Annotated in this window: 14 protein-coding genes; 13 read left to right on the top strand and 1 reads right to left on the bottom strand. The window is 39.7% G+C overall.

Annotated features, from left to right (window positions below):
- Positions 1 to 144: 144 nt before the first annotated feature.
- The 6 genes from QNH48_RS25430 to QNH48_RS25405 all read left to right on the top strand — a co-directional run bounded on the left by QNH48_RS25430 (position 145) and on the right by QNH48_RS25405 (position 5,836).
- Complete coding sequence (locus QNH48_RS25430; RefSeq protein ID WP_283952487.1) at positions 145 to 1,149, top strand: FecCD family ABC transporter permease; 1,005 nt, start codon at positions 145 to 147, stop codon at positions 1,147 to 1,149.
- Positions 1,146 to 2,201 carry a FecCD family ABC transporter permease gene (locus tag QNH48_RS25425; protein WP_283952486.1) on the top strand — a complete coding sequence of 352 codons (1,056 nt, stop codon included), beginning with the start codon at positions 1,146 to 1,148 and terminating at the stop codon, positions 2,199 to 2,201. The genes QNH48_RS25430 and QNH48_RS25425 overlap by 4 nt, the downstream gene beginning before the upstream one ends.
- A 263-nt stretch (positions 2,202 to 2,464) precedes the next feature.
- On the top strand, positions 2,465 to 3,286 hold the full coding sequence (locus tag QNH48_RS25420) for an ABC transporter ATP-binding protein (RefSeq protein ID WP_481858440.1): 822 nt from the start codon (positions 2,465 to 2,467) through the stop codon (positions 3,284 to 3,286).
- A complete protein-coding gene (locus QNH48_RS25415) occupies positions 3,279 to 4,058 on the top strand; it encodes an IucA/IucC family C-terminal-domain containing protein (RefSeq protein ID WP_283952485.1) in 780 nt (259 codons plus the stop codon). The genes QNH48_RS25420 and QNH48_RS25415 overlap by 8 nt, the downstream gene beginning before the upstream one ends.
- The gene (locus tag QNH48_RS25410) at positions 4,018 to 4,263 is read left to right on the top strand and encodes a DUF2573 family protein (protein WP_283955889.1); all 246 of its coding nucleotides are present in this window, start codon (positions 4,018 to 4,020) and stop codon (positions 4,261 to 4,263) included. Before QNH48_RS25415 ends, QNH48_RS25410 begins: the two co-directional genes overlap by 41 nt.
- Before the next feature lie 208 nt (positions 4,264 to 4,471).
- On the top strand, positions 4,472 to 5,836 hold the full coding sequence (locus QNH48_RS25405) for a glutamine synthetase family protein (protein WP_283952484.1): 1,365 nt from the start codon (positions 4,472 to 4,474) through the stop codon (positions 5,834 to 5,836).
- 59 nt (positions 5,837 to 5,895) lie between these two features.
- On the opposite strand, the gene QNH48_RS25400 is transcribed toward QNH48_RS25405, so the two are convergent.
- Entirely contained in the window at positions 5,896 to 6,027 is a 132-nt protein-coding gene (locus QNH48_RS25400; RefSeq protein WP_133369132.1) for a YuzL family protein, read from the bottom strand.
- Between the two features lie 207 nt (positions 6,028 to 6,234).
- Here QNH48_RS25400 and QNH48_RS25395 point away from each other — a divergent pair, with 207 nt between their 5' ends.
- From QNH48_RS25395 to QNH48_RS25365, 7 genes are all read left to right on the top strand, one after another.
- Complete coding sequence (locus tag QNH48_RS25395) at positions 6,235 to 8,622, top strand: 3-hydroxyacyl-CoA dehydrogenase/enoyl-CoA hydratase family protein (protein ID WP_283952483.1); 2,388 nt, start codon at positions 6,235 to 6,237, stop codon at positions 8,620 to 8,622.
- Between the two features lie 77 nt (positions 8,623 to 8,699).
- The gene (locus QNH48_RS25390) at positions 8,700 to 9,875 is read left to right on the top strand and encodes an acetyl-CoA C-acetyltransferase (RefSeq protein ID WP_283952482.1); all 1,176 of its coding nucleotides are present in this window, start codon (positions 8,700 to 8,702) and stop codon (positions 9,873 to 9,875) included.
- Positions 9,876 to 10,188: 313 nt separating this feature from the next.
- A complete protein-coding gene (locus QNH48_RS25385; protein ID WP_283952481.1) occupies positions 10,189 to 11,973 on the top strand; it encodes an acyl-CoA dehydrogenase FadE in 1,785 nt (594 codons plus the stop codon).
- A 180-nt stretch (positions 11,974 to 12,153) separates the two neighbouring features.
- Complete coding sequence (locus QNH48_RS25380; RefSeq protein WP_095250801.1) at positions 12,154 to 12,510, top strand: arsenate reductase family protein; 357 nt, start codon at positions 12,154 to 12,156, stop codon at positions 12,508 to 12,510.
- Between the two features lie 87 nt (positions 12,511 to 12,597).
- Entirely contained in the window at positions 12,598 to 12,981 is a 384-nt protein-coding gene (gcvH, locus tag QNH48_RS25375; protein WP_133369137.1) for a glycine cleavage system protein GcvH, read from the top strand.
- Positions 12,982 to 13,094: 113 nt separating this feature from the next.
- Entirely contained in the window at positions 13,095 to 13,334 is a 240-nt protein-coding gene (locus QNH48_RS25370; protein WP_283952480.1) for a YusG family protein, read from the top strand.
- A gap of 131 nt (positions 13,335 to 13,465) precedes the next feature.
- Positions 13,466 to 13,822, top strand: coding sequence for a toprim domain-containing protein (locus QNH48_RS25365; protein ID WP_283955888.1), 357 nt, complete (start codon positions 13,466 to 13,468; stop codon positions 13,820 to 13,822).
- Position 13,823: the final 1 nt, after the last annotated feature.

Genomic DNA, 13,823 nt, shown 5'->3' with positions numbered 1-13,823 from the left:
TAACAATTTTTTGAAGCTTTATTTTTACAAATGAAAATGATTATCAACTCATTGACAGCTTTCCACTATTCCAATAGACTGATACATGAAAATACAGATACATAAAGACGCATTTTATATATTAGGGTAGAAGGGAATTAGGTTATGCTGCTAAAACACACAGGCCAAAGGTGGGCAGGACTTTTAATTGCTATTATTATATTGCTTTTCTTAATGTCAGCAAGTATTGTCTACGGGTATACAGATACTACTTGGAAAATGGCTATAGAAGCTTTAACGAATTTCAATGGTTCAAATGAACATATAGTTATTCAATCTGTCAGAATCCCGCGTGCGTTTATTGCTGCTGCGGTGGGTGCAAGTTTAGCTATTTCAGGTGTCTTAATGCAGACAGTAACGAAAAATCCCCTCGCATCCCCTGATATTTTTGGGGTCAATGCAGGGGCCGGAGTTGCAGTCGTCATTGCCGTTACGGTCTTTAGTGTAGGAAGTCTTCAACTATTTACTTGGTTATCCTTTGCTGGTGCAGCTGTAGCTGCAATAAGTGTCTATGCAATAGGCTCGGTCGGTAGGGAAGGGTTAACACCCATGAAGCTAACACTTGCCGGAGCCGCAATGACAGCATTATTTGCCTCCTTTACACAAGGAATACTCGTCTTAAATGAAGCAGCCTTGGAGCAAGTATTATTTTGGCTTGCTGGTTCAGTAGCAGGAAGGAACCTTGAGAATCTAATTGCTGTCCTTCCCTATTTAGTAGTAGGCTGGGTATCTTCTTTAGTCATAGCAACAAAAATGAATGTCCTATCTTTGGGGGAGGATGTTGCCAAAGGTCTTGGATTAAACACAGCACTGTTAAAAATAATCATCGGGATCGTTGTCATCCTGCTATCAGGAGGGGCAGTTGCTGTTGCAGGACCAATTGGATTTATTGGAATAGTCGTACCACATCTTACCCGTTCCATTGTGGGAATTGACCATCGCTGGGTCATTCCTTTTTCCGGCCTTCTTGGTGGAGTGCTTTTACTCGCTGCAGATATCGCCTCCCGATATATTTTAATGCCTCAAGAAGTCCCAGTTGGCGTCATGACGGCGATTATTGGAACCCCATTTTTCATTTATATTGCTAGAAAGGGGTTCAATGGGCGATGAGTAAATACAAAATCTTTAGAATCAAACAAGGGAAAGTTTCTTATTTAATAGATAAAAAAGCATTATTTGTGTTTATAGGATTGTTACTTGGAACCGCAGCTGTTTTTGTTATTAGTACGGGATTAGGAGAAATGAAAATCAGCCCTATAAATGTCCTGCAGGTGTTTTTCGGCGGTGGATCTGAAATGGAGGCCCTTGTCATTCAATCCTTCCGATTACCAAGAATCATTGTTGCATTAATGGCAGGGATGGGACTGGCAGTAGCAGGGGGGATTTTACAAGGAATGATTCGAAACCCGCTTGCATCTCCTGATATCTTAGGGATTACTGGAGGAGCATCTGTTGCGGTTGTAGGTTTCTTGGCAATTTTTAGTGATAAAAATCATGTATTAACCGTTAGTATTCATTGGTTGCCCTTAGCGGCCTTTATCGGTGCGGCTGTCGTAGCCTTTCTAGTTTATATTTTGGCATGGAAAAATGGGGTTTCGCCTATTAGACTTATTTTGATTGGTATTGGTTTGATGAGCTTAACGAAGGCTTTGACCACCTTTATGATGGTTTTAGGTCCTATTTACCAAGCAAGCCAAGCAAACATATGGATTACGGGCACAGTCTACGGGTCAACATGGAAAAATGTTGGTGCCCTTGTACCGTGGATAACCATACTGGTTTTCATTTCATTCATCTATGCAAGAAATATCAACATTCAGGAACTTGGTGATGAAGTAGCAACTGGCCTTGGCGGACGGGTGCAAAAACAACGCTTTGTATTAATGCTGCTAAGTACCGGTTTGGTTGGGGGTTCGGTAGCTTTCGCTGGCGGTATCGGTTTTGTTGGCTTAATGGCACCGCACATGGCTAGGAGATTAGTGGGTTCTGCCTTTGGAGCTTTACTGCCTGTGTCAGCACTTCTGGGAGGAATTTTAGTCATGCTTGCAGATTTAGTTGGGCGAACACTATTTTCACCATTAGAAATTCCGGCGGGTGTCTTTACGGCAAGTATTGGGGCACCATACTTTATCTACCTATTATTTAAGACTAGAAACACTTAGTTTTCACAAGAAAGAAGTCATTTCCCTTGAAATGGCTTCTCTTTTTTTTAACGAAAGTACATTTTGTGTACAAAATAGTAAATACAAATGAAAATGATTTTCATACTCATTGACAATCATTATCAATTAATTATAAACTTAGAACTGTAGAGAATATTAATACTATATAAGACATAAATACAGCCACTAAATGGTTGTAAATCATAAACTATAAACAAGCCTTATTAACAATATACTTGATTGATTACAAAAGGAGTGGGCAGATGATGAATGCGGTTGAAACGAAAAATTTATCACTTTCATACGGGGATACACTCATCATTGATGAATTAAATTTAATAATTCCTAAAGGTGAAATTTCCGTTTTTATTGGAGCTAATGGCTGCGGAAAATCAACCCTCCTTCGTTCAATCGCCCGTCTTCTTAAGCCAAAATCCGGTGTCATTACTTTGGATGGCGAAGCCATTGCTAAGCTTTCGACGAAAGAAGTAGCGAAAAAAATGGCGATACTTCCTCAATCACCGGTTGCTCCTGAAGGGCTGACGGTGCTTCAACTCGTTAAACAGGGCCGTTATCCACATCAATCATGGCTAAAACAATGGTCGGAGGAAGATGAGAAAAAGGTTAATGCGGCGCTAAAAGCTACCCGCCTAGAAGACTTAAAAGAACGAACGGTTGATTCTCTTTCAGGGGGTCAGAGGCAGCGCGCATGGATTGCTATGACCTTGGCACAGGATACCGATGTTATTCTCTTAGATGAGCCAACAACCTATTTAGATATGACACACCAAATTGAAATTCTTGATCTTCTATTCGAGCTTAATGAAAAGAGAAAAAGAACGGTTGTAATGGTACTTCATGATCTTAATTTGGCTTGCCGCTATGCACATAATATCGTTGCCCTTAAGGATCAGACGGTGTATGACCAAGGTAAGCCAGAGTATGTTATCAATCGCAGCCTTGTCAAAAATGTATTTGGCATGGATTGTGAAGTAACAATGGATCCATTATTCGGAACGCCGCTTTGTATTCCTTACGGAAAAGGAAGAAGTATCCTTCAAAAGGCGGCCGTGTCCAATGGGTAATATACTGATAGAGAATGATCTGAGTACATTACAGAAATATAGGCTCAGAACTAAGACAGGTAAATCATTTAACGTTGGAAATTTATTAGAAAAGACATATGCGATTGATTTTATGAAAAATTTAGCTTTATCAATGGGTGCGCCTTCAGAAAGAACAGCAGCCTCCATTTTTATTAAGCGTTATGCATTTATTGCGGTTATTTCCCTTTTTGCGATGACGACAGCTAATAAGAAATTGAAATTGACTTTGGAAAATATTGAAATGGAAGAAGCGGAACGTGGAAAAGACTGGCTGCCAATGATTTCATTAAAGGATACTTCCATCGAGGAATGGAATGGGGAAGACCGGGATGAATGGCGGAAAAGTGTTTATCGTGACCTTTTTGCAAACAACATCTATCCAATTATCGAGCATTTTGAAAAAACGTTTAAGGTTTCGAAACTGATACTGTGGGAAAATATCGCTGTCTATCTATTTTGGCTGTATGAGACAGAGTTAAAGGATAGCGAAAATCCAAATGCACAAAGTGATTTCCGTTTCTTAATCATGGAAGCAGAAGGTAACTTGTTTGGCAGCTATCACCTAAATCCGATACAGAAGTATTATTCCGAAAAGAATAATCAAGATGAGGTAAGGATAAGAAAAACATGCTGTTTTACGTATCAGCTTGGGTCGAAACGCTGTAAAACATGTCCATGTACGCATATTGCAAAGGATGGAGTGTGTTATGATGGAGAAAATATTTGCGGAACAGTTCGAAGCGTTACTTGAAAAATATAGTGACCTGCTTGTGGGGGAGTCTAGTGAGCAAACGAAGGAAAAAGTAAAGGTCTGGGCTTTATATACCCATATAGCAAAGTCAATGCCAGCCTTGGCGAAGCACTGGAATGAACTCTATCCTGAAGCAAAAGAAGAAATGAGAGAAATGATTAATGAAATTAAACTACTTAATGAACAGTATAGAGAGTCAAGGTAGCATGCAATAAAATGAATATTTATAAAAAAACAGGTCACCTTTTATTAAGAAGGTGGCCTTTTCTATTACACAACTTTAGAAAACGCTTTCTTTTTAATATAAATAAATATTCGAAAAAGTTAATAAAAATTGTTGTCAAAAATTATTTTTCATCCTATAATAATTTCAATGTTAGGAAACATAACATGGATATGGGAGGAGAAATAACATGACAGAAGCTATTCTTACAAATGTTAAAGATCAATCTGAACTGGTTCAAGAAATTAAAGAAGTAATAAATAATAAATGTGTCGAACTTCTTCACTTACAATTTGTAGATATTGAAGGAATCTTAAAACACGTAACGGTAACGAGTGAGCAGTTGGAAGATGTTGTTGATGGGAAAATCATGTTTGATGGATCCTCTATTAAAGGATTTTCGCCAATCAATAAATCTGATTTATATTTACTGCCGGATTTAACGACCTTCGCTGTTTTACCCTGGACGGTAGAAGACGGATATTCTGAAGCTCGTTTTCTATGCTCCGTTAAAAATCCGGATGGAACATGGTTTGAAGGCGATACAAGAAATGTCCTAAAGAAAACAGTTGAACGCGCAGCTGATAAAGGTTTTACTATTTCAGTAGGACCGGAGCTTGAGTTTTTCCTGTTTAAAACGGACGAAAATGGATATCCGACACAGGAGCTAAGTGACAAAGCAGGATATTTTGAGCCGTCACCAAAGGATCTTGGTGAGAGAGTTCGTTTAGAAATCTATCGTGCGTTAAAAGCAATGGGCTTCACGGTTGAAGCGTCTCATCATGAAGTTGCTGAGGGTCAGCATGAAATTAACTTTAAATATGCAGATGCGTTAGGCGCAGCCGACCTTGCGACTACATACAAATGGGTTGTCAAAACAGTTGCAAAGAAATATGGACTACATTCTACGTTTATGCCAAAACCTGTTTTTGGTATTAATGGTTCTGGAATGCATGTTAACATGTCGTTTTTTGAAGGAAGTGAAAATGCCTTTTTTGATCCGACTGATGACTTACAACTATCAAATAAAGCGTATCAATTTATTGCTGGTTTAATTGAAAACGTTAAGAGTTTCACAGCTGTGACGAATCCGCTTATAAACTCTTATAAACGATTAGTACCTGGATATGAGGCACCTTGTTATATTGCTTGGAGTGCTTCAAACCGTTCTGCATTGATTCGAATTCCTGCAAAAAAAGGAATGGCTACTCGTGTTGAATTACGCTGTCCAGATCCGTCAGCAAATCCATACTTAACCTTTTCAGTTATTGCTTCCGCAGGTTTAGATGGGATCGAACAAGGATTACAAGTTCCGTTTCCAATCAATGAAGATATTTTCCATATGACGGAAGAACGCCGCGGAGAATTAGGTATTGAAAGCCTTCCTGGAAGTTTAGCAGCAGCGGTACAGCTGTTAGAGGATGGAGAGATTGGACGTAAAACATTGGGTGACCATGTATATGATGAATTTATTTCTTTGAAAAAGGCTGAATGGGATAGTTATCGTACAGCTGTTCATGCTTGGGAAATTGAGAATTACCAAGCGAAGTTTTAAATGCAAAGCAGGCTGATTGTCAGCCTGCTTTTTTGATGTGGGCTCTTATCGGAGAATGCCTATCTTTTATACTGATTGTTTTGGCTGTTTACTTTGTTTTTGTCGGCTTGTTCTCCGCCAGGACCAGCATTTCCTTGAACGCTAGCGGCGCTTACGCCTCTTTTAGATGGGTCCTTCTTCATTTTTCCCATACTTCATCACCTCGATTATAGGGTGCCCAATTCCACTTTTTTATTTGAAAAAACATTTTCAAAAAAAAATATAAATTTTCCGCGTTTATTTATTGCGCAAATTTTTGAAATATTCTATAGTAATAATTAGCAGAACTCATACATTTGTGAATTTTTTTTGACAAAAAAATGAATGAGTGTTCATTCAAAGCCTTGAAGGGGGAGACAATGTTGAACCAACTAATTAAAAAAGCAGCTGTTATAGGATCAGGAGTAATGGGATCAGGGATTGCAGCCCACCTAGCAAACATCGGTATACCAACATTATTATTGGATATTGTACCTCGGGAGTTAAATGAGGATGAAAAGGCAAAAGGGCTCACGCTAGAAAGTAAACAAGTCCGTAATCGAATTAGCAGCCAATCTATCCAAAAATTATTGAAACAAAAACCCGCTCCACTAGCAGTAAAAAAGAACTTGGCACTTATTGAAGCAGGTAACCTAGAGGATGACCTCGTTAAATTAAAAGATGTGGACTGGGTAATCGAGGTTGTCGTTGAAAATCTAAATGTAAAGAAACAGGTATTTGAAAAGGTTGACCAATATCGGAAACCAGGAAGCATTATTAGCTCTAACACATCTGGAATTTCGGTTGAAGCGATGGCAGAAGGAAGATCAGAGGATTTCAAAAAACATTTCCTTGGCACCCACTTCTTTAACCCGCCAAGATACTTAAAATTACTTGAAGTGATTCCTACTAAATATACTAGCCCAGATGTCATTTCATTCATGAAAACTTTTGGTGAAGATGTATTAGGAAAAGGTGTTGTTCTTGCAAAAGACACACCAAACTTTATTGCAAATCGAATTGGAACCTATGGTCTCCTAATAACTGTACAAGAAATGCTTAAGGGCGGTTATAGTGTTGGGGAAGTTGATTCTGTAACAGGACCATTAGTCGGTCGTCCTTCAAGTGCAACCTTCCGTACACTCGATGTTGTCGGTTTAGATACATTCGCACATGTTGCCGGTAATGTTTATGAAAAAGTAACCGGAAAAGAAAAGGAAGTTTTTGAAGTTCCTGCATTTATGAAAACCATGCTAGAAAAAGGCTGGCTGGGAAGCAAATCAGGTCAAGGTTTCTTCCTGAAAAAAGGAAAAGAGATTCTTGAACTTGACCCTGCCACATTAGAATATATTCCACGTAAAAAGCTGAAAACTGCAGCAACAGAAATGAGTAAGCAGGAAAAAGGAACAGTGAATAAATTGAAAGCGCTTGTATATGCACAAGACCGTGCTGGTGAGCTTTTATGGAATATCTTTAGTCCGGTTCTTGTATACTCAGCACAGCTCTTAGGTGAAATTGCGGAGACAATTGTTGATATCGACCGTGCCATGAAATGGGGCTTTGGCTGGGAAATGGGTCCGTTTGAAACCTGGGATGCCATTGGTTTAGAGAAGTCTATAGAGAAGTTGAAGAATGATGGCCAAGAAATTCCTGCCTGGGTGACAGATATGCTTGCAAAGGGACATAATTCTTTCTACTTAGAAGAAAATGGTGAACGTTTCTTCTACAACAATGGTGAATACCGCCTCGTAGAAAGTAATCCAAAAGCAATTGATTTGAAAAAGTTAAAAAAGCAAAAAGGTGTTATTAAAAAGAATGGCGGAGCAAGCTTAATTGATTTAGGAGATGGAGTAGCGCTCCTAGAATTCCATTCTCAGAGTAATGCCATTGGTCTTGATATTATCCAAATGATTAACTTTGCTGTTGATGAAGTTGAAAAAAATTATAAAGGACTTGTCATCGGTAACCAAGGAAAGAACTTCTGTGTTGGTGCGAATCTTGCGATGATGTTAATGGAAGCACAGGATGACAATATCTATGAGCTTGATATGGTTATCCGGCAATTCCAAAATGCGATGATGAAGATTAAGTACAGTGCAAAACCAGTTGTCGCAGCACCTTTTGCAATGACCCTTGGAGGTGGAGCAGAAGTATGTCTACCTGCAGCGCACATTCAAGCATCTGCTGAAACGTATATGGGGCTTGTTGAAGTCGGCGTAGGCTTACTTCCTGGCGGCGGAGGTAATAAAGAGCTCTATATTAAGCATTTGGAAGGTTTGCCAAATGGTGTTCCATTTGACCTTCAGGCTGTTGCGAATAAAGTGTTTGAAACCATTGCTATGGCAAAAGTATCAACCTCTGGTGCGGAAGCACGTGAGAATAATTTCTTAGGATTAGCTGATGGCATTAGTGTCAACGGAGATCACCAATTGTACGATGCCAAGCAGGCTGTTCTCGCATTACATGAGCAGGGTTATGTACAAAAAGCGCGCAAAAAGGTACCGGTAGTGGGTGAAACAGGCTACGCTACACTGTTACTTGGGGCAGAATCAATGTACTTATCTGGATATATTTCAGAGCATGATTTGAAAATCGCCAAAAAAGTTGCCTATGTGATTGCTGGCGGAAAAGTTCCATTTGGTACGGAAGTAGATGAGCAATATTTATTGGATATAGAAAAAGAAGCGTTTCTAAGCTTAATAAGAGAACAAAAAACACAGCAGCGTATGCAGCACATGCTTGTAAAAGGAAAGCCTTTAAGAAACTAATAAGAAAAGCGGATGCGCCTATGCGCAGGAAGCTATACAAATAGATTGCTAATATAAGAGGAAAGAGAGGGAACAAAATGAGAGAAGCGGTAATCGTAGCCGGAGCTCGGACCCCGGTAGGTAAAGCGAAGAAAGGTACGCTTGCCCATGTTCGCCCTGATGATTTGGGAGCATTGGTTGTAAGAGAAACATTAAAGCGTGCGGGAAATTATGAAGGAAATATTGATGATTTGATTATTGGCTGTGCCATGCCGGAAGCTGAGCAGGGGAATAACATGGCTCGTAATATTGGAGCCTTAGCAGGTCTGCCACACACCGTACCAGCTATAACCATTAATCGTTTTTGTTCATCTGGACTGCAGGCGATTGCCTATGCAGCACAGGGAATTATGCTCGGACACACCGATACAGCGATTGCTGGCGGGGCAGAATCCATGAGCCTAATTCCAATGATGGGGCATGTGGTTCGTCCAAATGTCAAATTGGCAGAAACAGCTCCACAGTATTATATGGGAATGGGTCATACCGCCGAAGAAGTAGCTAAGAAATATGGTATTTCTCGTGAGGATCAAGATGCCTTTGCCGTTCGCAGCCATCAAAAGGCTGCCAAGGCGATTCAAGACGGGAAATTCGTAGACGAAATCGTCCCTGTTGAGGTTACCCAACGTACAGTAGGTAATGACAATAAGTTAGTAGAAAGAACGGTTCAGTTTTCCCAGGATGAAGGAGTCCGCCCTGATACAAATGTGCAATCATTAGCCAAACTTCGACCTGCCTTCTCTGTGACTGGTTCGGTTACGGCTGGTAATGCTTCGCAAACAAGTGATGGTGCAGCGGCTTTAATGATTATGGATCGTGAAAAAGCAGAAGCACTCGGATTAAAGCCATTAGCAAAATTTAGATCATTTGCAGTAGGCGGCGTCCCGCCGGAAATTATGGGAGTTGGTCCTGTTGTTGCGGTGCCAAAGGCGGTTAAGCTGGCTGGATTAGAGTTGTCCGATATCAATCTTTTTGAATTGAACGAAGCATTTGCCTCACAATCCCTACAGGTAATCCGTGAGCTTGGGCTAGACGAAGAAAAGGTAAATGTAAATGGCGGTGCGATAGCCCTAGGCCATCCGCTTGGATGTACAGGTGCAAAGCTAACCTTAACCCTAATCCATGAATTAAAACGCCGAAACCAACAATTCGGAGTAGTAACCATGTGTATAGGCGGCGGAATGGGCGCAGCCGGAGTATTCGAACTTTTATAAAGAGGCTTTTAAATTTCATTGATGATATTAGGACTCTGTTAATTGGAGTGTAAGGCACGAGACTCCTCGAAAATGCTATCGCATTTTCTTCGTGCGTGGGCAGATTCGAGGATGTAAATCAATGTCCTGCGGGAGGACGGGGCTGGGGAGACCCCACAGGCGCTTCAGTGCCGAGGAGGCTCCCCGGACCGCCCGCGGAAAGCGAAGCACCTCGCGACAGGCAGAAACCGCCTGTCCCTGCGGTGATTATTCGAAGAAGCTTTCCTTAGTGGAGCGGAAATCATTGCGACAAAAAGATTAGGAGGAAAATATAATGACACAACAAACTGAAAAAATGATTAAAGGCGGAAGCTTTTTACTCGACGATATTTCCTATGACCGCATTTTAACACCAGAGGATTTTAACGAAGAACAACTAATGATTGCCAAAACAGCCGAAGACTTCATCGAAAAAGAAGTTCTTCCACAGTTAGAACATCTTGAAAACCATGAATTTGACCGCACAGTCAAACTTTTGAAGCAAGCAGGTGACCTTGGCCTGTTGGCAGCGGATGTTCCTGAAGAGTATGAAGGGTTAGGATTAGATAAAGTAACTTCTTCACTTGTAACGGAGAAAATGTCAAAGGCTGGCGGCTTCTCGCTATCTTACGGGGCCCATGTTGGTATCGGGTCACTGCCAATCGTTTTATTCGGAAATGAAGAGCAAAAGAAGAAATATTTACCTGCCCTTGCTTCAGGTGAAAAAATTGCAGCCTATGCCTTAACTGAGCCAGGTTCAGGATCTGACGCTTTAGGTGCAAGAACAACAGCAAAACTAAATGCAGAAGGTACTCACTATATTCTTAACGGTGAAAAGCAATGGATTACCAATGCTGGTTTTGCCGATGTATTTGTTGTCTATACAAAAATTGATGGTGAACATTTTACAGCATTCATTGTTGAAAGAGATTTCCCTGGAGTTTCTACTGGGGCGGAAGAAAAGAAAATGGGAATCAAGAGTTCTTCCACACGTACCCTTATTTTAGAAGATGTACCGGTTCCTGTAGAAAACCTTCTGGGTGAATATGGTAAAGGACACATCATTGCATTTAATATCCTAAATATCGGGCGCTATAAATTAGCAGTTGGCGGTGTTGGCGGCTCTAAAAATGCATTTGAGTTAGCCGTTAAATATGCAAATGGCCGTAAGCAATTTAACACAGCAATTTCTCAGTTCAATTTAACAAAAGAAAAGTTCGGTACAATGGCTTCTAAAATCTATGCAGCAGAAAGCTCTGTCTACCGTACGATTGGACTTTATGAAGATAATCAAGGAAAGCTTACAACTGAAGAGCAGAAGGATATTAAATTAGTAGCTAATTCTATTGCTGAATATGCAATTGAATGTTCTGTTAATAAATTCTTTGCCAGTGAAGTATTAGATTACGTTGTAGACGAGGGTGTTCAAATTCACGGCGGATACGGCTTCATGCAGGAGTATACAATCGAAAGAGCGTACCGTGATTCCCGTATTAACCGGATTTTCGAAGGTACAAATGAAATTAACCGTTTGCTTGTACCAGGAACTTATATTAAAAAGGCTTTTAAAGGAGAACTCCCATTATTCCAAAAAGCGATGGCGCTTCAAGAAGAAATTATGATGTTAATGCCTGAAGAGCCAGGTGATGAGCCGCTTGCACAAGAAAAACATTTAGTTAGCAATGCCAAGAAAATCGGCTTGTTAGCTGCTGGTTTAGCTGCACAAAAATTTGGTAAAGCTCTAGATAAAGAGCAAGAAATCTTATCAAATATTGCAGATATTGTTTCTAATGCTTATGCAATGGAATCTGTCGTTCTACGTACAGAAAAGGCAATCGCGAAGACAGGTCTAGAGAAAAATAAACAAAAGCTTCTTTATACACAAATCTTCTGTCAAGAAGCTTTTAACGAAATCGAGCAGCATGCTAAAGAAACCTTAGTTGCAACTGAACAAGGTGATACTCTCCGCATGCTTGTATCTGCCCTTCGTAAACTTACACGCCATACCCCAATCAATGTGATTGGTAAGAAACGTGAAGCTGCTGATGTTCTGATTGAAGCTGAACGCTATATCGTATAATGGATAAACTTTAGGCTCCTGGCGTTTGTTGGGAGTCTAAATTTTTCTGTTAGTTTAGCAGGAAATACGCAGAATTAGTCGAATTTTTGTAAGGGAAGCATTTTTACTTTTTTTCTCGTTATGTTACTATTCAAGTGACGATGACGTCATTAGATGTTTTGTGCAGAGGAGGTGGAAGGGATGTCTCTTACTTTTTACTGGTATCCGAAATGTGGTACATGTCGAAATGCAAAGAAATGGCTGGATGCACATCATCTTTCCTACAAAGAAATACATATTGTTGAACACCCACCGACTAAGGCAGAACTTCAGGATTATTACGAAAAAAGCAACCTTGAATTAAAGAAGTTCTTTAATACAAGCGGGCAAAAGTATCGTGAACTGGGTATTAAGGATAAAATATCCACTGCTTCAGAAGATGAGCTGCTAGATTTGTTAGCCTCGGATGGGATGCTAATCAAAAGACCATTAGTAACGGATGGGGAAAAAGTAACAGTAGGCTTTAAAGAAGAAGAGTATGAGAAAATGTGGTTATAAGCATATCAATACTTTTCAAAAAGTTATTAAGGTAAAATCGATATATGTCGATGATAGAATTTTAGAAAATAATGGAGGGATTTTGTAATGACTACACCAAAGGAATTGCGTTATTCTGAGGAACATGAGTGGGTAAAGCTTGAAGGAGAAACAGTCCGTGTAGGGATCACTCACTTTGCACAATCTGAGTTAGGCGACATCGTTTTTGTTGAACTTCCTGAAGTCGGCGATGAAGTGACTGCAGATGAACCATTTGGCAGTGTTGAATCTGTAAAAACAGTTTCTGAATTATATGCGCCGCTAAGTGGTAAGGTTGTTGAAGTTAACGAAGATTTAAGTGACAGCCCTGAATTCGTAAACGAATCTCCATATGAAAAAGCATGGATGATTGTCATTGAGCCTTCTAATAGCAGTGAATTGGACAACCTAATGACTGCAGAACAATATGAAGCAATGATTAAAGAAGACTAATAGTACCTAAACACCTTGTTCCTAAGGTGTTTTTTTTATGGGAAAAATTCGCACCTTGTATATTCTAAAACTAGGGGATACTATAATAAACTTTTACAAAAGGGGATCTTGGAATGACATTGAAACAACAGAAAATTGATGTGACAGATCGAGTAGTTGGTAAAATGAAAAATGGTGAAATGGAATTATTTCTTGATAATACTTCAATTGGAAAGATTCAGCTGCCGGGAGACATGACTTTCCAGTTAGATCAGCGATTTGAAGTAGAACAAAGAAAAATATTTCAGAATGTGACAGTGACAGAACAGCCAGATGCAAAATATACCGATTGTGATGATGGTGGATGGTGCTAGTACATGTACCTATAAGCAAACACCTATTATTAAAAGGTCTATCGTGGTATAGTTAACATATAGACACGTTATTAAATTTATTGAATATGTTAACATCAACAAATAACTTTCTTTCGTATAGGTGATGAATGATGAATGACACGTATGGTGATAAAGTTCTGATTGTTGAAGGAAAATCAGATAAGAAAAAGGTAAAAAGTATCCTGAAGGAACCGATGGATATTGTTTGTACAAATGGTACCATTAGTATGTCTAAATTGGATGAATTAATTGATTCTCTCGAAGATAAAGAGGTCTATATCCTTGTTGATGCTGATGATGCTGGTGAAAAGCTGCGCAAACAATTGAAGAGGGAGTTCCCTAAAGCGGAGCATATCTATATAGACAGAATGTACCGCGAAGTAGCCACTGCTCCAGTGTACCATCTAGCTACCGTTCTTTTAGGCGCTAATATCGATGTTCATTCTGAATTTTTAGAGATGGGTTAAA

Source organism: Neobacillus sp. YX16 (genome assembly GCF_030123505.1).
GTDB lineage: Bacteria > Bacillota > Bacilli > Bacillales > Cytobacillaceae > Neobacillus.
The sequence above is the reverse complement of the archived record's forward strand: the minus strand, read 5'-3'. Positions and strand labels throughout refer to the sequence as shown.